Genomic DNA, 23381 nt, shown 5'->3' with positions numbered 1-23381 from the left:
AGTTTATCTATTTTTTAAAGAACGTTGCAGAAATGGTATTCGTATTTCCAACATTGTCTGAAACTACAAGTTTAAAGATATGTTTGTTACCCACCAATTTTTTATCACTAAAATTATAGGTTAAAATTCCTTTTTTATGATTGTATTGCATTAAAATCCATTCACCATCAATAGTGGCTCTCCAATCTTTAATGCCAGATCCAATATCTGAAATTCTTACTTTTAAAGTTTTAGAGCTTTCTAAAGACTGCTTGTCTTTAAAATACAATAATCGAATTTTTGGTTTTTTTGTATCAAACTTTAACGTATAATTTCCTAAAGTTTTAGTAGTGGTGTAAAACGTACTGTCTTTTTTTCTTGTATAGTAATATCTGGGGTATTTTGGATATTCTAAATTGGCAATATACATTTGTTCTTTTTCTTCTTCTGAGTATTTAGAAACGTCAAATGTAAGCGTAAAGCTTTTATTCAACGGAATTGTAGGTGTATGAATTTTGGCAATATTATCATCAACTTTAAAATCTAAATAGTAATCTTTGTAAAAAGTATTTTTTGGAAAAGCAATAGTAACACCGTTTTTGGTAAATTTATTAAACTTTTTACTGTGTATTTTGTAGGCAGTTGTGTCTCTTTGGGACGTAAAAATAGCATTACTCTCTTTACCAGCAACAGGTATTTTAATAGAACTTGTATTCCCTTCAAAATCTTTAGCCACAATTTCTACAGTATAATTCATTCCTTTTTGAACATTAATTTTACCATTATTAACTAGTTTTTCATAAGTAGTTAATTTGTTGGCTGTTTCTTTAAATGTTTTTTGATAACGTTTTTTGTATTTTTTGTAATGTTCATAATCGATATGTAAATTCAAAAATTTACTTTCTGCAAAAGAAAAAGTTTCAACATCATGATAATAAAAACGTTTTCCATTTAAAAACATAGCTAAACTATAAATTCCATTTTTATTGGGCATGCCATTAAACCTATCAAAAACACTAACTGCAAAACTAATGGTTCCGCTTGCGGTAATTCTATCTGCTATGTATTTACCATTCCCTAAATTTTTTATAGGTATTTGAAAACTTTTTTTCTGTTGATTGACTCTAGCATCATCACTCAAAGTATAAACTTTTAAAGATTGTATGGTTGGCTTTCGAGAATCGACAACTTTTATACCAAATAAAAGAGGATTAATTACTTTTTCGGTCTGTGAATCACGAAGTTCAAAATGCAAATGAGGCCCACCAGAACCACCAGTATCACCAGAAAAAGCAATAATTTCTCCTTTTTGCACCGGAAATTTATCGTCCTTAAAAAAGAGATTTCCAGTTTCATAGTTTTCTTTTTTGTATTGAATATTTTTTACATATTTTTCTATCTCGTCATTAAACCTACTTAAATGCCCATAAACAGACGTATAACCATTTGGATGCGTAATATAAATGGCTTTTCCGTAACCAAATTGTTGTACTTTTATACGAGATACATAACCATCTGCAGTAGCAAAAACTTTTAAGCCTTCTTTGCCTTGTGTTTTGATATCTAAGCCAGCATGAAAGTGATTGGTGCGTAACTCTCCAAAAGAGCCTGTTAAAAATGTAGGAATATTTAACGGGTTTCTAAAATAGTCTTTAGGGTATTTTTTTTGCGAAAAACTTGTATATGGAACGCATAAAAAAAGGATTAATATAAGATGTTTCAAAATGCAATAATTTTAATGTAAAAATACTAAAAATCCTTGTTTTTGTAATTTATTCACTATCAAGCCTTTAGTAAAAAACACATAAAATGTTGTAATATTTAAAACAGATTGTTAACTTTGTAAAGATAGTTTATTCTAAAAGTAACATGAGTAAAACACTAGAAGCAATTCATTTACTAGAAAAAACGTTGCAAAACTTACTTTCTAATTATCAGTTTTTAAAAAAAGAGAACCAGATATTGCTTCAAAATAATACAGATTTACAACATCAACTATTAGAAACAAAGCAAAAGCTAGCAGACCAAAAAAAAGAATATGATTTGCTAAAAATTGCAAAAACTATTGAAGGCAGTAGTTCAAATACAAAAGATACAAAGCTGAAAATAAATTCGTTAATTAGAGAAATTGATAAATGTATAGTTCAGTTACAAGAATAAAGTTCTTTTAAATTGTGAGTCAAAAATTAAAGATAAATGTTGTAATTGCAGGTAGATCCTATCCTTTAAGTGTAAATAATATTAAAGAAGAAGAAGGTATGCGAAAGGCTGCAAATGCAATAAATCAACTAATAGCCAAATTTGAGCAAAACTATGCAGTAAGTGATAAACAAGATGTTTTGGCCATGGCTGCGTTACAATTTGCAGCAAAATTAGAAATATTATCTTTACAAAAAAATGACACAACAATTGAAGAAATACAAAAATTAAATGAGCTTACCCAATTGGTGAGTACACATTTAGAATAAAGTTCATTAAAATACATTAACAACACACTGCCTACGTTAGTAATTGTTTATTAAACTCAACACTATTCTATTATGAAGGATGAGTCTTAACTACTAAAGCACGCCTATTGTGCTGAGCATAAGCTAAATTTATTTAGCACACCTCAGTATATAATTGGATCCTTGAACAGTTAGTTAGTCCTATAAATGTCATTATGGAGTTTAAAAACCTAAACTAATGTAGGCTTTTTTTTATATATAAATTTTAATTATGGATGATATGTTACTTCCCATTCTTTTGGGAGTTATAGTTGGGATTGCAATAGGATTTGTAATCTTTAAAATGATAGAAAAATCTAAAGGAACTAAATTTCTTGATGAAACAAAAAAAGAAGCAGCTACTATTTTAAAAGAAGCTAAAATTGATGCAGAATCAGTAAAAAAAGATAAAATTTTACAAGCGAAAGAAAAGTTTATCGAACTAAAAGCGGAACATGAAAAAGTAATTTTAGCTAGAGAAAAAAAGATTTCTGACGTAGAAAAGAGAATTAGAGATAGAGAATCTAAAGCAGCATCTGAAGTAGATAAGAATAAACGTTTAAATAAATCTTTAGAGCAAAAAGAAAAAGATTATAATTTTAAATTGGATTTCTTAGAAAAAAAAGAAGATGATTTAAATAAAATGCACAAACGTCATGTAGATATGTTAGAACAAATTTCTGGCCTATCTGCAGAAGAAGCTAAAAAAGAATTAGTAGCATCTTTAAAAGATGAGGCTAAAGCAGAGGCCATGGCTTTTGTACAAACTTCTGTAGAAGAAGCTAAATTAACAGCAGAGCAAGAGGCTAGAAAAATAGTTTTAGGAACTATTCAAAGAGTGGGGGTAGAACAAGCTGTAGAAAATTGCGTGTCTGTTTTTAACTTAGAATCTGATGACGTAAAAGGTAGAATTATTGGTAGAGAAGGTCGTAATATTAGAGCTTTAGAATCTGCTACAGGAGTAGAGATTATTGTAGATGATACACCAGAAGCTATTATCTTATCTTGTTTTGATCCTGTACGTAGAGAAATTGCGCGTTTAGCAATGCATAAATTGGTAACTGATGGTAGAATTCATCCTGCAAGAATAGAAGAAGTTGTTAAGAAAACTGAAAAACAAATTCATCAAGAAATCATTGAAGTTGGTAAAAGAACGGTTATTGATTTAGGAATTCACGGCTTACATCCAGAATTGATTAAAGCAGTAGGTAGAATGAAATACCGTTCTTCGTATGGACAAAATTTATTACAACACTCTCGTGAAGTTGCAAACCTTTGTGGTATTATGGCTGCAGAAATGGGTATTAATGCAAAGTTAGCCAAACGTGCTGGTTTGTTACACGATATAGGAAAAGTGCCAGATGCTGAAAGTGAACTGCCACATGCTTTATTAGGGATGCAATGGGCAGAAAAATTTGGTGAAAAAGGAGAAGTTTGTAATGCAATTGGAGCACACCATGATGAAATAGAAATGAAAAGTTTATTATCGCCTATCGTGCAGGTTTGTGATGCTATTTCTGGAGCAAGACCAGGGGCAAGACGTCAAGTTTTAGACTCATATATACAACGTTTAAAAGATTTAGAAGCCATAGCTTTTGGATTTAATGGAGTGCAAAAAGCGTATGCAATTCAAGCAGGTAGAGAGTTAAGAGTTATGGTAGAAAGTACTAAAGTAAATGATACTAAAGCCTCTGAATTGTCATTTAATATCTCTCAAAAAATACAAAACGATATGACCTATCCTGGCCAAGTTAAAGTTACAGTAATTAGAGAAACAAGAGCTGTAAACGTGGCAAAATAAAAAACACTACCATTCTAAATCAATACAAATAGAAAAACTCTGTTGAGAAATATTAAATAAGCGAAAAGAGGCTGTCTGAAAAATATTAAAATTTGTTGTTTTAACTGTAGATTACAAATCTTAATTTTTGATAATTAAGTATATTAGATTTCTGAATCACGATTAAAAAATGACATACAAATTAATTTTTCAGACTGCCTTTTGTTTTTTAAGTTTTAAAAGTAACATTAGGAGTATACAATATATCCATTCAAAACTATATTGCTAATGCTAAAGCAATAAAACAAAGCTTGAATAGATTATAAATACTGTGCAGGGTAAAATAAAAAAAAGAGAGTCAAAAAAACGATTCTATTCTTCCATAGAATGATATACATTTTGCACATCATCATCTTCTTCTAGGCGCTCTAAAAGTTTATTGACATCTTCTTTTTGTTCGTCAGAAATCTTAGTAGTTGTTGTTGGTATTCTTTCAAAACCAGAAGAAAGAATTTCGATATTATTTTCTTCAAAATAGGTTTGTAATGATCCAAATTGTTCAAAAGGGGCATAAATAATTACACCTTCTTCATCGTTAAAAACTTCTTCAACTTCAAAATCGATGAGTTCTAATTCTAACTCTTCTAAATCATCAATATTTTCTTTACTAAGTGTAAAGTTACAGGTATGATCGAACATAAAAACAACAGAGCCAGAAGTTCCTAAACTACCATCACATTTGTTGAAAGCAGCTCTAACATTGGCAACAGTTCTATTATTATTATCGGTAGCAGTTTCTAATAAAATGGCAATTCCGTGAGGTGCATAACCTTCAAACAATACTTCTTTGTAGTTGGCAGTATCTTTGTCTGACGCTTTTTTTATAGCACGCTCAATATTATCTTTAGGCATATTGGCTGCCTTAGCATTTTGAATTACGGCACGTAAACGAGAATTGGTATCAGGGTTTGGACCTCCTTCTTTTACAGCCATCACAATATCTTTACCAATTCTGGTAAATGTTTTTGCCATTGCTGACCAACGCTTCATTTTTCTTGCTTTCCTAAACTCAAATGCTCTACCCATTTTTTAAAGATTGTTTTTAATTATAGTGCTCGCAAAAGTAAAGATTACATTGTTTTTTTACAATTATTATATGTATTAAAATATGAAGAATTCAAGAATAAATAAATTTTAGATGGATTTACAAACAAGTCTAATTATAACACAAATGTTTAAAACAGCATTACTTATTCTTGAACTCTTGGTAGTTTCTTAATTTAAAAGTTGGTAAGATTGTTTTGCAATTTCTATTTCTTCATTAGTAGGTATTATAAATACTTTTACTTTTGATGTAGAGGACTGAATTTCTCTAATTTCTTTAGAACGAATACTATTTTTTTCATCATCTAAATGAATACCTAAAAAATCTAAATTTTCACAAGCTAACGTTCTCATTATGGATGAGTTTTCTCCAATTCCAGCTGTAAAAATAATTGCATCTAAACCGTTTAGAGCCGCTACAAAAGAACCTATAAACTTTTGAATTCTATAAGCCGCTAATTGTAGTGCATTTTTACAATTTTTATCTCCATTATTTGCTTTTTCAGAGATTTCTCTTAGATCAGAATGCCCTGTTAATCCTAACATTCCAGATTTTTTTTGTATAATATTATTTACTTCTTCTGCACTTTTTTTGAATTTTTTCATCAAAAAGAAAATCACAGAAGGATCTAGATCTCCAGAACGTGTTCCCATAATAAGACCATTCATTGGGCCCATTCCCATAGAGGTATCAATCGTTTTTCCGTTTTTAATAGCGGCCATACTACAACCATTGCCAAGGTGTATGGAAATAATTTTAGAGTCTTTTTTGTTTAATTTCTCAATAGCTTTTTCGGAAACATATTTATGACTTGTACCATGAAAACCATAAGCTCTTATATGATGTTTATGTAGATATTCGTTAGGAATTGCAAATTGATATGCTTTTTTAGGCATTGTTTGATGAAAAGCAGTATCAAAAATAGCAATTTGTTTTGCTGATGTAAAAATAGTTTCTGCAATTTCTATACCTGTTAAGTTTGCAGGATTATGCAAAGGAGCTAAATCAAACAACTGTCTAATCTCTTCTTTTACTTGGTTTGTAACCAACACAGTTTTGCTAAATTTATCTCCACCATGAACCACTCTATGACCCACTGCTTCTATTTCATCTACATTATTGATAACTCCAATTTTAGCATCCATTAAGGCATCTGCAATTTTTTTTAATCCTATTTCATGATTTAAAATAGGCAATACTTCAGTATATTCATCAGCATCTTTTTCGTGAGTAAAAATAGCATCATCCATACCAATTCGTTCTATAATACCCACACATTTAACTATTTGTGAGGGCATTGTAATTAATTGATATTTTAAAGAAGATGATCCAGCATTTAAAACTAAAATATTCATATTATTATTGATTTGCTTGAATTGCGGTTAATAAAACTGTATTAAATATATCTTCTACAGTACAGCCTCTACTTAAATCGTTTACAGGCTTATTTAAACCTTGTAGCATTGGGCCAATAGCTAATGCTCCTGTTTCTCTTTGAATGGCTTTGTAAGTGTTGTTTCCTGTATTTAAATCAGGGAAAATTAACACTGATGCTTGCCCAGCTACTTTTGAATCTGGCATTTTTGTTTTGGCTACAGACATATCTACAGCTGCATCATATTGTATTGGCCCTTCAATTTTTAAATCAGGTTTTTTTGCTTGTACAATTTCTGTAGCTTTTCTAACCTTTTCAACTTCTTCACCTTTTCCTGAACTTCCAGAAGAGTAAGATAGCATAGCAACTTTAGCTTCAATACCAAAAGCTTCTGCAGATTGCGCAGATGAAATGGCAATTTCTGCCAATTGTTCTGCATTCGGATTTGGGTTTACAGCACAATCTCCCATAACAGAAACTCTATCTGATAAACACATAAAAAATACAGAAGATACTACTGATACTCCTGGTTTTGTTTTTATCAATTGTAAAGATGGTTTTATAGTATGCATCGTAGTATGTACTGCACCAGAAACCATACCATCTGCTAAGCCGTTTAAAATCATCAGTGTTCCAAAGTATGAAACATCACGAACTAAATCTACAGCAGTAGTTTCTGTCATGCCTTTATGCTTACGAGCTTCGTATAAAGTTTTTGCAAAATCATCATTATAGATAGAATCTTCAGGGTTTAAAATATTGATTTTTTCTAAATCTATTTGCAAACCAGTTTGATCGCATTTTAATTGAATCGTATTTTTATCACCTAAAATTGTTAAATCAACAATATTTAGCAATTGTAATCTTGCAGCTGCTGTTAAAATACGCTCATCATTACCTTCTGGCAACACAATATGTTTTCTGTTTTGTCTTGCTTTTTGCAGCAAATTATATTGAAACATACTTGGTGTTAATCTTTCTGATTGAAAGGTAGATAAGATGTTTGTTAAACGCTCTACATTTACATAGTTATCGAAAGTATCTAAAGCTAATAAGATTTTTCTATTATTGCCAGCGTATATTTTTGGTTTTACAGCACCAATTTTATTAGAGATACTAAATGTACCGCCGCTAACTGAAATAATTGGAATAGTAGATTGTACCCCTTCAATTAGTTTAATAATAGAGTCTTCTGGAATTAATTTACCTGTTAAAATTATTCCTGCAATTTTTGGATAGTTACTAGAAGCATTTGCTTGTAATGCGCCCAATATAATATCTGCTCTATCTCCGGGTGTTACTACTAGTGCATTTTCTCGAATTCTTGTTAAGTAATTTCGCAATTGCATAGCACCAATACTGTAGCTGCCAATTGCATTGTCTATAAATTGTTCACCAAATAAAATGGTACTATCTAAAGCGTCTACTACCTCTTTTACTGTGGGGTATGCTAAAAAGTTAATGTTTGGTATAATATCTATAGAAACTTTAGTAGGAAAAACTTTGGTTAATTCTTGTTTGATAAAACCTACTTCATCAATTTCTATTTTATTGGCAATAACACCAATTACATCTACTTCTTTACTTACAAAAGAATTGTAGGTGATTTGCATGGTATTGATAAAATCTTTCTTCTTTTTACCATTACCAGCTCCAACAATTAAAACGGGTATTCCTAAATTTTTGGCAATCATTAAGTTAACGTCAACTTCTGTAAAGCCACCTTCGCCCGAAAAATCTGTACCTTCTACAAGAACATAATCAAACTTTTTTTCGAGTTCTTTGTATTTTTTTATGATGGTGTGTATAATTTCATCTTCTTTACCTTCGCTTAATAATTCTACCACTTCGTATTGATGGTAAGCAAAACATTCATCATGATCAGTTTCTAAATTAAAAAAACTTATTGCAGTATTGGTGTGATTGTCGAATGCATCATTAATCCCTTTATTGATAATAGGTCTAAAATAGCCTACTTTTGGAGATCTGGTTAACATCATTCTTAATAAACCTAAGGAAACTAAAGATTTTCCGCTATTAGATTCTATGGTTGTAACATAGATTGCTTTACTCATTTTATGTATTATTATGTTGATTGTTTCAGGCAAAAATAAGACATAAAAAAAATACTAAAAGTGACATTAGTCATTAAATGTTATTTTTTGTTAAAAGATGTTCAAAAAAATCTTTAAACAAGCCAATATATTTTCAAAAATGGATGTATTCTTTAAGATTTATTAATCATAAAGTAATATTTCTCATTATATGTTTGTTATTTTTAAGGCTAATTTGCTAAAGCTCATTAACAATGAACTAAATTTTTTTAGTGACAACATTTCATTTTGTAAAAGAAAAAATAATTTTTATAAATGATCTGTTTTAAAGCCTACATCTTAAATATTTAAAAACAACTTAATATTTAACCTTTGTGGTTTTTCTTTTTCAAATAGTTCTTTATATCTTTCCCATAAAAATAAATCTATTGCATTCTACTTTGATTTTTTATTTAATTTTCGCCCTATTTTTTAGTATTGCAACTGCGTATTTTCAGTATTATTACAAAGTAAAAAACAAATTAAAAGTTACTTTTTGGCTGTTTTTTTTAAAGACATTGAGCCTGTTTTTAATACTGTTATTATTGATAAACATAAAAATTGATACCCTAAAAATAACGAATTTAAAGCCTACGTTATCGCTTTTAGTTGATGACTCTCAGTCTATTTCTTTTTTTAAAGAAGGTAAATCAGTGCAAGATTTTATCAGCGCCATAGAAACCAATGATGAAATAAATAATAAATTCGAAATTCAACAATTTGCTTTTGGAGATGGTATTCAAGTTTTAGATAGTCTTTCTTTTTCTAAACCTCAAACCAATATTTTTAAAGCAATTTCTAGTGTTAATGAATTTCAAAAAAAGAAAATAGCTCCTATTATTTTAATTTCTGACGGCAATCAAACTATAGGTCAAGATTACGAATTTATCAACTCAAAACAACCCATTTACCCCATAATTTTAGGAGATACTACTATGTATGTTGATGTAAAAATCAGTCAATTAAACGTAAATAGGTACAGTTATATTAAAAACAAATTTCCTGTAGAAGTTATTTTGAATTATGAAGGTAAGAAAGATGTTACGACTCAATTTTCAATTTCTAGGAAAGGAAAAACAATTTATAGAAAAAATATACGTTTTTCAGCATTAAAAAAATCTTCAACCATTACTGCCAATTTAACCTCTAATAGTAAAGGTACCCAATATTACACAGCATCGATAGCAAAAATTAGTGACGAAAAAAATATTAAAAATAACATAAAAACATTTTCTGTCGATGTTATTGATGAGCAAACCAAAGTGTTAGTATTAACTTCTATTTTACATCCAGATTTAGGTGCTCTAAAAAAATCAATAGAACGTAATAAACAGCGTAGTGTTGATATTGTAAATATCGATAATTTTAAAAATCAGATTGAAGATTATCAGTTGCTTATTTTGTATCAACCAGATAGTAGATTTAATACCATAATTAATGAAATTCAACAAAAAAACAGCAATTTCTTATTGTTTTCAGGGTCTAAAACAGATTGGAATTTTATCAATAAAAAACAATTAGGATTTTCTAAGAATGCAATTGACCAAACCGAAAATTATGGTGCAGTTTTTAACGATGGTTTTTTAACTTTTTTGCAAGAAGATATTGGATATAATAATTTTCCACCTTTAACAGATAAATTTGGTGAAGTTAAAATCTCTAAAAAGCATCAAACATTGTTGTATCAAAATATCAACGGACTTCAGACAAATAATCCTTTAATAGCCACTTTCGATTCGAATAATCAAAAAAGTGGACTTGTATTCGGTGAAGGTATTTGGAGATGGAGAGCCAATAGTTTTTTAAACACCAATTCTTTCGAAGATTTTGATACTTTTTTAGGTAACTTTATTCAATATTTAGCATCCAATAAAAAAAGAGATCGCCTTAATGTTAATGCAGAATCTTTGTACCCAGCAAATTCTACAATTACAATTGCTGCATTTTATACTGATAAAAATTATCAATTTGATGCTCGAGCTAATTTAGAAATTACCATTATAAATTCTACAACAAATCAGGTTACAAAAGTACCTTTTTCTTTGGTCAACAATTCTTTTCAAACAGAAATTGAAAATCTTCCTTCTGGCAATTATACATATAAAGTTTCAGTTTTAGGACAAAATATTTCTAAAACAGGTAGATTTAAAATAACGGATTATCAAATTGAAGAACAATTTACGAATGCTAATGTTGATAAATTGCAAAAATTAGCAGACAAAGCAGGAGGGAAGGTGTATTACAAAGATCAAATAGAAAGTTTAACCAAAGTGCTATTAGATAATACATCTTATTATACCATTCAAAAAACATCTACCAAACCCCAAAATTTAATTGATTGGAAATGGTTGTTGCTGGTAATTTTAGCACTATTTGCAGCAGAATGGTTTATTAGAAAGTATTATGGAAAAATTTAACTTCTTGTTACATTGCCTTTGATGATTAGATGTTGTAAATTTGTTAAAATTAAAAATAGATAAAATGGCAAATAATCAAATGGAATTGAAGTTCCCAAAGGGAGGCATCTTTTTAGTAGTTATAGCAATTGCAGTAATCATATTATTTTCGAAATCTACAGTTACAATAGGACCTGGAGAAGGAGGTGTAATTTTTGAAACCCTTGGTGATGGTATAAATACAGAAAGATCTTATGGTGAAGGTTTTCATATTGTAGCACCTTGGAACAAGATGATTGTAAGAAAAGTACGTCAGCAATCAATTTCTGATGAAATGAATGTACTTTCTGTAAACGGATTAGAGGTAAAAGTAAACGGAACAATATGGTATGAACCAGAGTTTGAAAATTTAGGTTTATTAATTAAAACAAAAGGTGAAGATTACGAACGTGAGTTGTTAGACCCTGCAATTAATGCAGCAGCTAGAAGTGTTGTAGGACGTTATACACCAGAACAATTGTACTCTAGTAAAAGAGACGTTATTGAACAAGAAATTTTAGACGAGGTTACAAAATTATTAGCAGATCAATTTTTAATTGTAAAACGTGTTTTGGTAGAAGATGTAAAACTACCAACAACAATTAGAACTGCAATAGAAACAAAATTAAAACAAGAGCAAGAATCTTTAGAATATGAATTTAGAATTGCTAAAGCAGAAAAAGAGGCAGAAAGACAAAAAATTGATGCGCAAGGTAAAGCTATAGCAAATAAAATTTTAAGTGAATCTTTAACGGACAAAATTTTGCAAGAAAAAGGTATTGAAGCAACTTTAGAGCTATCAAAATCGCCAAATAGTAAGGTAATTGTTATCGGTTCTGGAGAGAGTGGAATGCCAATTATATTAGGAGGAAATAATTAAACATTCTGATTTTCATAGAATTTAAAATCCAGCTGAAAAAAGCTGGATTTTTTTTATATACTTAATTTGTATTTTTTAAAATGCGTTATTAACCTCAATCCAAAAACCATTGGGGTCTTGAAAATATACCTGTAAAATTCCGTCTTTTCTAATGTAATCTTTATTGGGGGTATCAAGCCAATCTGTATAATCAATTTTTAGTGATATTAAATGGTTTACAAATGATTGAACATCTTTTGTAGTTAATGCAAAATGAACTGCTTTATTTACTTTAATCTCAAAATCAGGACGAGGAATTAAGTGAAGCTGTTTTCCATCTCCTAATGAAAGCCATCTTGTTTTAGAATTTGAAGCCGTATTTTTTATTTCGTTAAAGTCAAATACTTTTTTATAAAAAGCTACAGATGTATTAACATCTTTTACAGAAAGTGCAATATGGTTAAAGTTAAAGTTGGACATATTTGAATCTAATTAGTTATCAAATATCGAAATTTATTTGTAGATTTTTATAAGAATAACTGTAAAATTTCTGAAATACTATTATTGTGTAATGATGTATTTACAAAGTATATTCTTAAAGTTCTGTTAAACACAAAAAATGAATGTAACTAATTAAATATAGCCGCGTCTTATAAATGTACAACTATAGTCTTTACAAGATATTTAGTTGAATTAGTTAGTTTTTAATAGTTGATTAGAGTCAATCACAATTCATTTGTTTTTGACTCTTTTTTTGCTTAATTTCTACTCGGAATTTTATCTCGTTGAATTTTTCCTTTTTTTAAAGCTTTATAATTTTCATAACAGCCTAAAATAGCTTCAATCATTTGTAAATCAGAAGCTTTTTTTATAAAATATTCAGAGTAGCTACAATCTGTTAAAAGTTCTGTTAACTCTTGTCTATCCATATTCAAGTACTCCATCATCACTTCTCTATCAAATTTTCCTGCTAGCATTTTACGTAAATCATCTTCTTTTTTTAATTTCTGTAATTTTTTTAACTGCTTTGGTTTTTTACCAAATAAATTGTAGAGGAAATCAACAGGCTGAAAAAGTGCAGCAACAGGAGACGCAAAGTTTCTTTTTTGAGGTTCACCCACCTCATACGTTTGTGGTAGCCCATTAATATGAATTCTAGTAAATCTGTCTTTAGGTACTTGTTTTACATCAATTTCTAAAACACCAATTAGTTTGGTAGATTTTATAATAACTTCTCTAATTTGTTCTGGTTTTTCGTACAATGCAATTTCTAACTCATTACCCTTTAATAAATCGTTGGTTACTTTAACTTTAATAGATGAAAAACCCAAGTAAGAAACTAAAATGGTATCGTTGGCTGTTGCAGGTAGTTTAAAAAAACCTTTATCATCTGTAATTGTACCTTGTACTGTATTTAAATTTAAAATGTGTGCAGCGCTCAAAGCACGTTTGTTAACGGCATGAATAATTTGACCTTTTAAAGTTTTAGTACGAATACTATCTTGTTGAGAAAATGTACCTAAACTTAAACATAGTAAGTACAGAAAGAGTAGATTTTTTTGCATAAAAACAAAATTAAGTATAAAACTGAATAGAAAGGTTAATATTTTGTGAAGATGTAAAATAATTTTTTAGTGCGCACGAGAAGATTCGAACTTCCACTTTCTTACGAAAACAGCCCCCTCAAGGCTGCGCGTCTACCAATTTCGCCACGTGCGCATAAAAATATTTTCAAATAAAAAAGTTAAGCATTTGCTTAACTTTTTTTTAGTGACCGGGCTGGGGCTCGAACCCAGGACCCTCTCCTTAAAAGGGAGATGCTCTACCAACTGAGCTACCAGGTCAAAAAATTACGAGGTGCAAATATACTATCAATCATTTAAAACTGAAATATAAAATTGAATTAATTTTACCGATATTTACAAAAAATTTAAAAAAAATGAGAATTGTTCTGCTTGGGTATATGGCTTCTGGAAAGTCGAGTATTGGAAAAAAACTTTCTAAAATGTTAAATGTTAAGTTTATAGACTTAGATGATTATATTATTGGCAAAGAAAAAATGTCTGTGACCACTATTTTTAAAGAAAAGGGAGAAATTTATTTTAGAAATATAGAACATATATATTTAAAAGAAATTTTAGAGAATGAAGCTGATTGTATTCTTTCTTTAGGTGGGGGGACCCCTTGTTATTCTAACAATATGAAACTTATAAATGATTCAAACTCCACTTCCATTTATCTTCAAGGTAGTGTACCAACAATGATAAAAAGATTGATTAACAAGAAAGCCAAAAGACCTTTAATAGCTTCTTTAGGAGATGATAAGATACCAGAATTTGTTGCCAAGCACTTGTTTGAAAGGCGTTTTTTTTACGAACAGGCTAAAATAACCATTAAAATTGATGATAAAAAAAAGCGTGAAGTTGCAGAAGAAATTTATACTATTTTAAACTAAATAAGCTTGTGCTTCATCATCTAAAAAATCAACTTGTACATGTTCTTTAATTGATGTTGATAAAGAAACCCCTTTAAAGTCTGCTTTTACAGGATATTTTTTATGATTTCTATTAACTAAAACAGCAGTTTTAAATTTTTTTAAAGGTACTTCTAAAAAATGCTTAACACCATAAATTAAAGTGGTACCCGAATTTAAAACATCATCAACTAAAACTAAAGATTTATTTTTATAATCTTCAACTTTTAACGATGTAGAAATTGCTTCTAAAGGTTTTTTCTTGTTAATTTTCACTTCACAAAGTGTAACTTTTAAAGTAGATATTTCATTTAAAATTTTCACTAATTTTTCAGATAATACATAACCATTACCAACAATACCAGCTATAATAACCTCTTTTTCGTTGCTGTTGGTTTCATAAATTTGATACGCAATACGTCTTATCTTTTGGTTAATTTGATTGGTATTTAAAATAATATTTCCTTGTATAGTCATAATTTTACAAATCTTCAGTAAATCCTTCTAAATCTCTTCTGTCTTTTTTAGTTGGTCTTCCACTCCCTTTTTTTCTATAGTAATCTTTTGAGTATTTTAAAAGCTCATTTTTTTCAAACTCTTCTTTTGGTGTTATGTCTTTTCGATATAAATCTACCAATTTTGCACCAACTCTGCTTTTTGGTAAATCTAAAACTTTTATTTGATAATTAATCTGATTTTTACGAATCAAAATCAACTCATCTCCATAAACTTCTTTAGATGGTTTTATATTGCTATTATCTATCTTAACTTGACCCTTTTTGCAAGCTGCAGTTGCTAGGCTTCTTGTTTTAAAAATACGAATACACCACAAGTATTTATCTACCCTCATAAAAAAAGTTAAAATATATCTTTTGTCTTTTTACAAAGGTATAAAAATGGTAAATTGCACGCTTAAATTTTATGATTAAATGACTAAAATAAAATATTTATTTGCTTTTGTAGTGTTTGCAGTGATTGCATATGCCTGCGATGATAATTTAAATGGTTTTACAAATCCATATGAAAATGTAGATTATGAAGCTTTGGCAATTTCTGATAATGATAGTATAGTTGCTTTTTTAAGTAGCCATTTTTACAATGAGAGTTTAGATTCTTTGCAATTAATAGATGCAAATCAAACATCAATGCTAGAAGATAGTAGGTTAAAAATTATTGAAACTGAACAAAATAGTATTGATCATAAGTTGTATGTTTTTGTTACTGAAGTAGGAGTAACGACTCCAGATAAAGGTAACCCAACAGAAATGGATTCTATTTTTGTTAATAGAACAGGATTACAGCTTATTAATAATAGTTTGGATACAGATCCTTTTGATCAGGGAGATGAAACTTGGTGGAGTTTGGCAACTACTTTTGGAATTCCAGGTATGGCATCTACACCAATAAGAGGTTGGACTAAGGGATTTCCGAAACTGAAACCTGGAGAAAACATCACAAATAATGGACCACTTATGTTTCAAAATACGGGTAAAGGTTTTATTTTTATTCCTAGTGGTTTGGCTTATTCATCAATAAATTATCAATTGGGTGGACCTGATAACCCCTTGTTTGATAAAATTATTGTTTTTAAAGTAGAACTTTTAGATTTTGTAAAAGATACAGATCATGATAATGATGGTATTCCATCAATCGAAGAGGATGCTAATGGTGATGGTGACCCTACTAACGATTTTAGTGATTCTAGTGAGCCGAATTTACCAGATTATTTAAATCCAAAATACTAAACAAGTTTAATTTATACGTAGGTTTCAAAGAACAAAAAACTCTTTTTCTTAAATGATAAAGAGTTTTTTTATGAGATTGCTTTAAGGTATTTTGTATTAAGATAGGGTTAGATGCCTAGAAAAGTTGCAATTCTCGAACAAGTTTTTGATAAAATTCTGTTTCTAGTTTGTTTGATTTATAGATTCTTTAAGTTTTAGGAATTTGCTGTTTTTCTTCTTATCAAGATAATGTCGTAAAACCCCTCCTTTAACATTGTTTACATCAAATTCAATGGTAAATGCTTCAGCATCAATATCGTCTATAATTCTGTGCATTTTTTTAATATCTATTCTGTTGATAATGGTATGAATAATATCAAACTCTTCTGAAATACCTTTACTGCCAAAACCAGAGCTGCCCTTGTAAATTGTTAATCCTACGCCTAATTCTTCTAAAATGGCAATTTTAATCAAATCATTTTTTTTAGATACAATAGTTACACCAATAAAATCTTCAAAACCCTCTATTACTGTGTCTGTTACCTTTGCAGCAATAATATAAGTTAAAACTGAGTAGAGTGCAATTTCTATAGTTTCTACAAAAGCCGTAATTGTAAATAAAACGATATTAAAAAACATAACAATTTTACCAATACTAATTCCATATTTATCATTCAAAAAGATACCAAGAATTTCTGAACCATCTAAAACTGAACCATTTCTAATGGCAATTCCGATTCCTGAACCAACCAATAAACCTCCAAAAATTGATATCAATAATTTATCGTTGGTTATGGTTTGAAAATTTTCGAAGTGAATAAATAAAGCCACTCCTAAAATACTAATGATAGATTTTATAACAATTCTTTTAGAAACCGTAAAGTAGCCTAGAATTAAAAAAGGAATACTAAAAACAACAAGTAAGTAAGACATATTAACATCTACCTGAGTTCTAACCAATAAAGCAATACCTGTAACACCACCATCTAAAAAGCCATTGGGGAGGAGAAAAGCTTTTAACCCCAAACTTGTTAGCACTATTCCAATAAAAATTTGAAAATATTCAGAGAAATAGTTTGAGGTTTTTGAGTGTTTCATTTAAGGTGTCAATTTTTTCTTTTACAAGCTAATAAGGTGTTTTTAAGCAACATTGCTATCGTCATTGGACCAACACCTCCAGGAACTGGCGTTATAAATTCAGATTTTTTTGAAACTTCATCAAAGGCAACATCACCAACTAATCTAAATCCGCTTTTTTTACTTGGGTCTGCCAATCTTGTAATACCAACATCTATTACAGTTACATTGTCTTTAACCATATCTGCTTTTAAAAACTCTGGAATACCAATTGCAGCTACAATAATATCTGCTTGTAAAGTAATTTCTTTTAAGTTTTTAGTTCTACTATGGCACATGGTAACTGTAGCATTACCTACTTTTCTTTTTTGAGACAATAAAATGCTCATTGGGCTACCTACAATATGGCTTCTTCCTAAAACCACAACATGTTTTCCAGATGTTTTTACATCATACCTATCTAATAATTCTAAAATTCCAAAAGGAGTTGCAGATATAAAAGTGGGTAGGTTTAGTGCCATTTTACCAACATTGGTTGGATGGAAACCATCAACATCTTTATCAGGATCAACAGCCATAATTACCTTTTGCTCATCTATATGTTTTGGCAAAGGCAGTTGTACTATAAAGCCATCAATGTCATTATCAACATTTAAAACAGCAATTTCGTTAAGTAATTCTTCTTCTGTGGTTTCTTCGGGCAATCTAATTAAAGAAGATTCAAAACCAACACGTTCGCATGCTTTTACTTTTGCATTTACGTAGGTGATACTTGCACCATTATTTCCTACAATTATTGCAGCTAAATGAGGAGTTTTGTATCCTTTATTTTTTAAGTTATTTACTTCTAAAGCAATTTCTTCTTTAATATCAGCAGATGTCTTTTTTCCGTCTAAAAGTGTCATATATGTAATTACGAATTTTAAATTTAGAATTATGAATTAAAATTTTCAGATATTTTAAAAAATTAAAATTCGTAATTCATAATTGATTTTAACGCATTCCTTTCATCATTTGCATCATCTTTCTACCACCACCACCTTGCATCATTTTCATCATTTTACTCATTTGGGTAAATTGTTTCATTAACTGATTTACTTCTTGAATAGATGTTCCAGATCCTTTAGCTATTCTTCTTTTTCTACTGGCATTTATTGTAGAGGGCGTACTTCTTTCAGAAGGTGTCATAGAATGGATAATTGCCTCAATGCCTTTAAAAGCATCATCATCTATATCTACATCTTTCATTGCTTTTCCAGCACCAGGTATCATACCCACTAAATCTTTCATGCTACCCATCTTTTTGATTTGCTGAATCTGACTTAAAAAGTCGTCGAAACCAAATTGATTTTTAGCAATTTTCTTTTGTAATTTTCTGGCTTCTTCTTCATCATATTGATCTTGAGCTCTTTCTACAAGAGATATAACATCTCCCATTCCCAAAATACGGTCTGCCATACGATCTGGATGAAAAACATCAATAGCTTCCATTTTTTCTCCAGTACCAATAAATTTAATGGGTTTATCAACTACAGATTTAATAGATAAAGCAGCACCACCTCTGGTATCACCATCTAATTTTGTAAGTACAACACCTTCAAAATTTAAGATGTCATTAAAGGCTTTTGCAGTATTTACAGCATCTTGCCCAGTCATAGAGTCTACAACAAATAAGGTTTCTTGTGGATTTACTGCTTTGTGAATGTTGGAGATTTCAGTCATCATTTCCTCATCAACGGCCAAACGCCCAGCAGTATCTATAATCACCACATTTTTACCATTTGCTTTGGCGTGTGCAATGGCATTCTGAGAAATTTCTACAGGGTTTTGGTTTCCCACTTCTGCATAAACTTCTACACCAATTTGTTCTCCAACAACTTGTAATTGATTTATGGCAGCTGGTCTGTAAACATCACAACCTACTAATAATACTTGTTTAGATTTTTTAGTTTTAAGGTAATTAGCCAGTTTACCAGAAAAAGTTGTTTTACCAGAACCTTGTAAACCAGACATTAAAATTACAGTAGGTGCGCCTCCTAAATTTATACCTACAGTTTCTCCACCCATTAAGTCAGTAAGTTCGTCTTTAACCAACTTTACCATTAATTGCCCAGGGTTTAATGTAGTTAATACATCTTGCCCAATGGCTTTTTGCTGAACTTTCTTTGTAAAATCTTTGGCAATTTTAAAGTTAACATCGGCATCTAAAAGAGCTCTACGAACTTCTTTTAAAGTTTCTGCAACATTTATCTCTGTAATTTGCCCATGACCTTTTAAGGTGTGTAGGGCTTTATCTAATTTATCGCTTAAATTATTGAACATAATTTGTATTCTGTTTAAAAGACAAATATAAAAATAAGAGTTCGCTTAAAAAAGATTAAAAAGGTTAATCTGCTTTTAAAAGTAAGCTACTAAAAAAATTGATTAAATGCACTAAAATTGATGCTAAAAATATAAAAAATGATATTAGTAAAATACTACTTAAATTGTCTTTAAAAGGAATATTAGAATAGGCTAAATTACCAGAATCATCTAAATTAAAAACAGAAATTAAATAAGGGATTAAGCAAATTATTTGTAAAATAATATGGATAGCTGTTAGCCAGTTGTTTGGTGTTTTTTTTATCCAATATAAAGCTAGATAATTAATACCTATTAATCCAAAATACACTGCTGTTATGTAGCACCAAAAATCTACATTAATTAAGTAATAAATAAAAGATATGTTAATATCTATAGGAATGTTTCTTTTGATAATACCTAAAGCTATAAATATAGGAATAAGGCTAAAGAAAAATAAGTGTGGTTTTTGAATGATTCTGTTCAATTAATACAATTTTTGTAGTGTTGATAAGTGGTGCTCTGTGCGAAAGGCTGTTTAGATGATAATTTTTCCTAGGATCATTTTAGCCATAAAGGATGAGGAATTACTAGAGTATCTAAATTTTTATTGCTGATTTTTTTTTGTTTTGTATTGTAATTTTTTTTAGGTTGAATTTGGTAAGTAGTTAACAAGCTTTCTCTTTCTTCGATACATAGCTTTTTTTACTTTGAATTAAATCTTCTTGCATTCTCTCGATTTTCATTGAATTTTTGTTGATACCTATTTACAACTCTTTCATAATCTCTGTTTGCTCTATTACAAACGGCAAATTTATATTTTAAAATAAACTTAGGGTATCTTACTATTTTGTTTAATAGCTGTAAACTGTTTACCAAATGCATAAATATGCTGCGCTGTTATCCATTTATCAGTGGCTCCTATTTTCCAATTTTTATATAGGTTGTTTTGCTAACCAAGCCAACATTTTATTATGTTTATCTTCTAATAACTCAACTATTTCATGTTTATTCATTTAAACTCATTTGATGTTTAAATTTAAGAAAATTAATTAGAATATTAGCGCGTTAGATACATTTATCAGAACATTTAAAAAATCTTAAAACTCTAAAACTAAACCAATATGGACTTTCAGGTCATAGTGATTTAGTTTTATTTCAGTACTATTAGAAATGATAATCTGCTGTTTTGTAGTAAAATAAACCTTTATCAACCTGAAAAGCTATATAAAACTCCAAATATTGAAAAATTAAAAGAGGTTTTTAAAGATACTATAATTTTATTTTTCTGGTATAAACTTTAATGCTACACCATTTATACAATGGCGTTTTCCAGTAGTTTTGCTTGGTCCATCATCAAAAGAATGGCCTAAATGTCCGCCACAAGTGTTACATTTTAGTTCGGTTCTTGCATAACCAATTTTATAATCTACATCTTTTTCAACATTTCCTTTTATTGCTCGGTCAAATGATGGCCATCCAGAGCCTGAATCGTATTTATGTTTAGATTTATACAATGGTGTTTCGCAAGCTGCACAAACAAAAATACCTGCTTTTTTTTCTTTATTAAGTGGGCTTGTAAATGCCCTTTCTGTTCCTGCTTCTCGTAAAACATAGTATGCCATTGGCGATAGTATTTTTTTCCATTCAGCCTCTGTTTTTTGAACTTTGTAAGTTTTCTTTTTTTCTTTGGATGAATTTTGAGCATTACCTGCACAACTTATCATTAATATTAAAATAAAAAGACTTGCTAATTTTTTCATATTTATTGTTTTATAAAATATACTATTTTGTTTATAGTTTTATTATCTCTAAGAATTTTAGTGTTTCCTAAGCCATTTGTTATAAGAAGTACCCCTTTCTTTAAGTTTTGTCGAATATGTATGGCAGAACTTACATGTACATTACCATCTATACTATCGTAAATAACTAAAATAGAAATTTTTATATTATTAGCCACTTTACCTGTGGCATAATCCTCTATTTTTTACTGCCATTTTTGCTTAAAATAGGTAATTAATTTGTTTCCAAATACTTTTTTTACACCTAAATTATTAGAAAAATCATATAGAATATCAGTAATTTTATCAACTGAACCTATAGTTACAATTTTTTGAAAACATTGAGTTTGAGATTGTACATTCATAATAGCCATAGGTCAAAAGAAAGACCAACAGCTGCATAAAAAGGGCCATAAGCTTTAATTATTGCTTTAATAGTTGTTATATATTCTAATAAATCTGTTGTTTTTCCTGATGATTTTCCGTGAGCAGGTACATCAAAAGAAATTGTCATATATCCTTTTTCTAATAGTTTATTAGCAACTATAAAAAGCTGTATTTTTCTGCCAGACCAACCGTGAGCCAATAGTATTTTTTTGTCAGAAAAACCGTAAGATAAAATGCAAATTTCTTTATCGATAGGTACTACTTTTAACATCTTTTTTTGAGCGCTTTCCTCCATTTGAATTTCTCTTTTAGGAGTTTTAAAAGAAATAGGAGTGGTAAATAATTTAGAGCCAAGAAACATCGACAAACGATTAGAAAAGGTAAGCGTAATTTTTATAATCAATTTTACAATAGTAAGAGTTTATGTATTTGGAGGTAGGGTTTCTGTTTTGGGAAAAATTGCATCAAAAAAATATTTTTTAGATATGATTAGAATATGTAATTTTAAAAAAAATATAAATATTCTTATGTAGTGACGAAATTAGGTATTTAGTGTCCTACTTTAAGAAGCCAAAAAGTTAAAAAATGAAAAAAATAGTAATAATTCTAACAGCAGTTTTTTTGTTATCAGAATGCAGTACTGTTCCAATAACAGGTAGAAAAAGAATTAATTTAGTTAGTGATGCTCAGGTATTACCTGCAAGTTTTGCCCAATATAGTAGTTTTTTAGATGAAAACAAGTTGTCTACAAATAGAGAAATGACCAATCAAATAAAAAACGTTGGCAAAAATATTTCTGCAGCTGTAGATCGTTTTATGCGTGCAAATAATATGGTGGAAGAAGCAAATGCTTATAAATGGGAGTTTAATTTAATAGAAGACAAAACAGTTAACGCTTGGTGTATGCCAGGTGGAAAAGTGGTTTTTTACACGGGTATTATGCCAATTTGTGCAAATGAAGATGGTGTAGCAGCAGTAATGGGTCATGAAATTGCACATGCATTTGCAAAACATGGACAAGAAAGAATGACAAACTCTTATGGCCAACAAATAGGGGGCTTATTAGTAGCGTTAGGAACATCTAATAAAAGTGCCGAAGGCCAACAGATATGGAATACGGCATATGGTGTTGGATCTGGCTTAGGAATGTTAAAGTTTAGTAGAACTCACGAACAAGAAGCAGATAGATTAGGTTTGGTTTTTATGATTATGGCTGGTTATGATGGTACAGAAGCTGCTGAAGTTTGGGTAAGAATGAGTGAAAAATCTGGTGGTGGTTCTACTCCAGAAATTTTAAGTACACACCCATCTAATGCATCAAGAATTCAAGATTTGAAAAATTATTTACCAACGGCAAGAAAGTATGCCACGCAATATAATGCAAATGGTAATGTAAAGTAAATAGATAACAAAATAGATTGCCTATATTGTAGCCGTTCAAAAAATAAGTTTTTTGAACGGTTTTTTTGTTTTAAATAAACACAAAA

General features: G+C 29.5%; 24 protein-coding genes and 2 tRNA genes. 8 read left to right on the top strand and 18 right to left on the bottom strand.

The features are described 5' to 3' along the window. Positions 1-7: 7 nt before the first annotated feature. Positions 8-1702 carry a M23 family metallopeptidase gene (locus ACW9UN_RS12595; protein WP_459486648.1) on the bottom strand — a complete coding sequence of 565 codons (1695 nt, stop codon included), beginning with the start codon at positions 1700-1702 and terminating at the stop codon, positions 8-10. Positions 1703-1848: 146 nt separating this feature from the next. Here ACW9UN_RS12595 and ACW9UN_RS12590 point away from each other — a divergent pair, with 146 nt between their 5' ends. The 3 genes from ACW9UN_RS12590 (at position 1849) to rny (ending at position 4266) form a co-directional block, all read left to right on the top strand. After that, entirely contained in the window at positions 1849-2139 is a 291-nt protein-coding gene (locus ACW9UN_RS12590; RefSeq protein WP_459486647.1) for a coiled-coil domain-containing protein, read from the top strand. A gap of 14 nt (positions 2140-2153) precedes the next feature. Continuing rightward, a complete protein-coding gene (locus tag ACW9UN_RS12585; protein ID WP_459486646.1) occupies positions 2154-2447 on the top strand; it encodes a cell division protein ZapA in 294 nt (97 codons plus the stop codon). A gap of 250 nt (positions 2448-2697) precedes the next feature. After that, a complete protein-coding gene (gene rny / locus ACW9UN_RS12580) occupies positions 2698-4266 on the top strand; it encodes a ribonuclease Y (RefSeq protein WP_459486645.1) in 1569 nt (522 codons plus the stop codon). 351 nt (positions 4267-4617) lie between these two features. Here the strand turns inward: rny and ACW9UN_RS12575 are convergent, their stop codons facing one another. From ACW9UN_RS12575 to pta, 3 genes are all read right to left on the bottom strand, one after another. Next, positions 4618-5331: a YebC/PmpR family DNA-binding transcriptional regulator gene (locus ACW9UN_RS12575; RefSeq protein ID WP_459486644.1), complete on the bottom strand. Its 714-nt coding sequence runs from the start codon at positions 5329-5331 to the stop codon at positions 4618-4620. 189 nt (positions 5332-5520) lie between these two features. Continuing rightward, the gene (locus ACW9UN_RS12570) at positions 5521-6705 is read right to left on the bottom strand and encodes an acetate/propionate family kinase (RefSeq protein WP_459486643.1); all 1185 of its coding nucleotides are present in this window, start codon (positions 6703-6705) and stop codon (positions 5521-5523) included. Between the two features lie 4 nt (positions 6706-6709). Then, positions 6710-8800 carry a phosphate acetyltransferase gene (gene pta / locus ACW9UN_RS12565; protein ID WP_459486642.1) on the bottom strand — a complete coding sequence of 697 codons (2091 nt, stop codon included), beginning with the start codon at positions 8798-8800 and terminating at the stop codon, positions 6710-6712. Between the two features lie 563 nt (positions 8801-9363). On the opposite strand from pta, the gene ACW9UN_RS12560 reads away from it, so the two are divergent. Further along, on the top strand, positions 9364-11235 hold the full coding sequence (locus ACW9UN_RS12560; protein WP_459486641.1) for a VWA domain-containing protein: 1872 nt from the start codon (positions 9364-9366) through the stop codon (positions 11233-11235). Positions 11236-11299: 64 nt separating this feature from the next. Further along, positions 11300-12133 (top strand): prohibitin family protein, encoded by an 834-nt coding sequence (locus ACW9UN_RS12555; RefSeq protein WP_459486640.1) that lies wholly within the window; start codon positions 11300-11302, stop codon positions 12131-12133. A 75-nt stretch (positions 12134-12208) separates the two neighbouring features. Here ACW9UN_RS12555 and ACW9UN_RS12550 read toward each other — a convergent pair whose 3' ends face one another. The 4 genes from ACW9UN_RS12550 to ACW9UN_RS12535 all read right to left on the bottom strand — a co-directional run bounded on the left by ACW9UN_RS12550 (position 12209) and on the right by ACW9UN_RS12535 (position 13956). Further along, positions 12209-12592: a VOC family protein gene (locus ACW9UN_RS12550; protein WP_459486639.1), complete on the bottom strand. Its 384-nt coding sequence runs from the start codon at positions 12590-12592 to the stop codon at positions 12209-12211. A gap of 278 nt (positions 12593-12870) precedes the next feature. Beyond that, complete coding sequence (locus ACW9UN_RS12545) at positions 12871-13677, bottom strand: carboxypeptidase-like regulatory domain-containing protein (protein WP_459486638.1); 807 nt, start codon at positions 13675-13677, stop codon at positions 12871-12873. Positions 13678-13747: 70 nt separating this feature from the next. Further along, positions 13748-13831 (bottom strand) — tRNA-Leu (locus ACW9UN_RS12540). Positions 13832-13883: 52 nt separating this feature from the next. Continuing rightward, positions 13884-13956: transfer RNA gene (locus ACW9UN_RS12535), tRNA-Lys, on the bottom strand. A gap of 95 nt (positions 13957-14051) precedes the next feature. Between ACW9UN_RS12535 and ACW9UN_RS12530 the strand changes: the two genes are divergently transcribed. After that, a complete protein-coding gene (locus ACW9UN_RS12530) occupies positions 14052-14567 on the top strand; it encodes a shikimate kinase (protein WP_459486637.1) in 516 nt (171 codons plus the stop codon). On the opposite strand, the gene ACW9UN_RS12525 is transcribed toward ACW9UN_RS12530, so the two are convergent. After that, on the bottom strand, positions 14559-15062 hold the full coding sequence (locus ACW9UN_RS12525) for a phosphoribosyltransferase domain-containing protein (RefSeq protein WP_459486636.1): 504 nt from the start codon (positions 15060-15062) through the stop codon (positions 14559-14561). The two genes, ACW9UN_RS12530 and ACW9UN_RS12525, sit on opposite strands and share 9 nt — an antisense overlap. 4 nt (positions 15063-15066) lie before the next feature. Then, on the bottom strand, positions 15067-15435 hold the full coding sequence (hslR, locus tag ACW9UN_RS12520) for an Hsp15 family ribosome-associated heat shock protein (protein ID WP_459486635.1): 369 nt from the start codon (positions 15433-15435) through the stop codon (positions 15067-15069). 79 nt (positions 15436-15514) lie between these two features. Between hslR and ACW9UN_RS12515 the strand changes: the two genes are divergently transcribed. Further along, positions 15515-16330, top strand: a complete 816-nt coding sequence (locus tag ACW9UN_RS12515) for an FKBP-type peptidyl-prolyl cis-trans isomerase (RefSeq protein WP_459486634.1) — start codon at positions 15515-15517, stop codon at positions 16328-16330. Between the two features lie 162 nt (positions 16331-16492). Here ACW9UN_RS12515 and ACW9UN_RS12510 read toward each other — a convergent pair whose 3' ends face one another. From ACW9UN_RS12510 to ACW9UN_RS12475, 8 genes are all read right to left on the bottom strand, one after another. Further along, entirely contained in the window at positions 16493-17407 is a 915-nt protein-coding gene (locus ACW9UN_RS12510) for a YitT family protein (RefSeq protein WP_459486633.1), read from the bottom strand. A gap of 8 nt (positions 17408-17415) precedes the next feature. Continuing rightward, positions 17416-18291: a bifunctional methylenetetrahydrofolate dehydrogenase/methenyltetrahydrofolate cyclohydrolase FolD gene (folD, locus tag ACW9UN_RS12505; RefSeq protein WP_459486632.1), complete on the bottom strand. Its 876-nt coding sequence runs from the start codon at positions 18289-18291 to the stop codon at positions 17416-17418. A gap of 88 nt (positions 18292-18379) precedes the next feature. Then, a complete protein-coding gene (gene ffh / locus ACW9UN_RS12500) occupies positions 18380-19708 on the bottom strand; it encodes a signal recognition particle protein (RefSeq protein ID WP_459486631.1) in 1329 nt (442 codons plus the stop codon). 64 nt (positions 19709-19772) lie between these two features. After that, positions 19773-20213, bottom strand: coding sequence for a hypothetical protein (locus ACW9UN_RS12495; protein ID WP_459486630.1), 441 nt, complete (start codon positions 20211-20213; stop codon positions 19773-19775). Between the two features lie 793 nt (positions 20214-21006). Further along, entirely contained in the window at positions 21007-21489 is a 483-nt protein-coding gene (gene msrB, locus ACW9UN_RS12490; RefSeq protein ID WP_459486629.1) for a peptide-methionine (R)-S-oxide reductase MsrB, read from the bottom strand. A gap of 2 nt (positions 21490-21491) precedes the next feature. Further along, positions 21492-21686 (bottom strand): hypothetical protein, encoded by a 195-nt coding sequence (locus tag ACW9UN_RS12485; RefSeq protein WP_459486628.1) that lies wholly within the window; start codon positions 21684-21686, stop codon positions 21492-21494. A 27-nt stretch (positions 21687-21713) separates the two neighbouring features. Continuing rightward, positions 21714-21872 carry a hypothetical protein gene (locus ACW9UN_RS12480; RefSeq protein WP_459486627.1) on the bottom strand — a complete coding sequence of 53 codons (159 nt, stop codon included), beginning with the start codon at positions 21870-21872 and terminating at the stop codon, positions 21714-21716. Then, a complete protein-coding gene (locus tag ACW9UN_RS12475) occupies positions 21869-22297 on the bottom strand; it encodes a hypothetical protein (protein WP_459486626.1) in 429 nt (142 codons plus the stop codon). The genes ACW9UN_RS12480 and ACW9UN_RS12475 overlap by 4 nt, the downstream gene beginning before the upstream one ends. A gap of 182 nt (positions 22298-22479) precedes the next feature. Here ACW9UN_RS12475 and ACW9UN_RS12470 point away from each other — a divergent pair, with 182 nt between their 5' ends. Next, positions 22480-23295 carry a M48 family metallopeptidase gene (locus ACW9UN_RS12470; RefSeq protein ID WP_459486625.1) on the top strand — a complete coding sequence of 272 codons (816 nt, stop codon included), beginning with the start codon at positions 22480-22482 and terminating at the stop codon, positions 23293-23295. Positions 23296-23381: the final 86 nt, after the last annotated feature.

It is taken from the genome of Polaribacter litoreus (assembly GCF_054584775.1).
This window is presented reverse-complemented; position numbering and strand designations above follow the sequence as displayed.

Coding starts and splice junctions, on each gene's coding strand:
- ACW9UN_RS12590 (WP_459486647.1), top strand. CDS start 1,849: ATGAGTAAAACACTAGAAGCAATTCATTTACTAGAAAAAACGTTGCAA.
- rny (WP_459486645.1), top strand. CDS start 2,698: ATGGATGATATGTTACTTCCCATTCTTTTGGGAGTTATAGTTGGGATT.
- ACW9UN_RS12575 (WP_459486644.1), bottom strand. CDS start 5,331: ATGGGTAGAGCATTTGAGTTTAGGAAAGCAAGAAAAATGAAGCGTTGG.
- ACW9UN_RS12570 (WP_459486643.1), bottom strand. CDS start 6,705: ATGAATATTTTAGTTTTAAATGCTGGATCATCTTCTTTAAAATATCAA.
- pta (WP_459486642.1), bottom strand. CDS start 8,800: ATGAGTAAAGCAATCTATGTTACAACCATAGAATCTAATAGCGGAAAA.
- ACW9UN_RS12555 (WP_459486640.1), top strand. CDS start 11,300: ATGGCAAATAATCAAATGGAATTGAAGTTCCCAAAGGGAGGCATCTTT.
- ACW9UN_RS12550 (WP_459486639.1), bottom strand. CDS start 12,592: ATGTCCAACTTTAACTTTAACCATATTGCACTTTCTGTAAAAGATGTT.
- ACW9UN_RS12545 (WP_459486638.1), bottom strand. CDS start 13,677: ATGCAAAAAAATCTACTCTTTCTGTACTTACTATGTTTAAGTTTAGGT.
- ACW9UN_RS12530 (WP_459486637.1), top strand. CDS start 14,052: ATGAGAATTGTTCTGCTTGGGTATATGGCTTCTGGAAAGTCGAGTATT.
- ACW9UN_RS12525 (WP_459486636.1), bottom strand. CDS start 15,062: ATGACTATACAAGGAAATATTATTTTAAATACCAATCAAATTAACCAA.
- hslR (WP_459486635.1), bottom strand. CDS start 15,435: ATGAGGGTAGATAAATACTTGTGGTGTATTCGTATTTTTAAAACAAGA.
- ACW9UN_RS12515 (WP_459486634.1), top strand. CDS start 15,515: ATGACTAAAATAAAATATTTATTTGCTTTTGTAGTGTTTGCAGTGATT.
- ACW9UN_RS12510 (WP_459486633.1), bottom strand. CDS start 17,407: ATGAAACACTCAAAAACCTCAAACTATTTCTCTGAATATTTTCAAATT.
- folD (WP_459486632.1), bottom strand. CDS start 18,291: ATGACACTTTTAGACGGAAAAAAGACATCTGCTGATATTAAAGAAGAA.
- ffh (WP_459486631.1), bottom strand. CDS start 19,708: ATGTTCAATAATTTAAGCGATAAATTAGATAAAGCCCTACACACCTTA.
- msrB (WP_459486629.1), bottom strand. CDS start 21,489: ATGAAAAAATTAGCAAGTCTTTTTATTTTAATATTAATGATAAGTTGT.
- ACW9UN_RS12480 (WP_459486627.1), bottom strand. CDS start 21,872: ATGAATGTACAATCTCAAACTCAATGTTTTCAAAAAATTGTAACTATA.
- ACW9UN_RS12470 (WP_459486625.1), top strand. CDS start 22,480: ATGAAAAAAATAGTAATAATTCTAACAGCAGTTTTTTTGTTATCAGAA.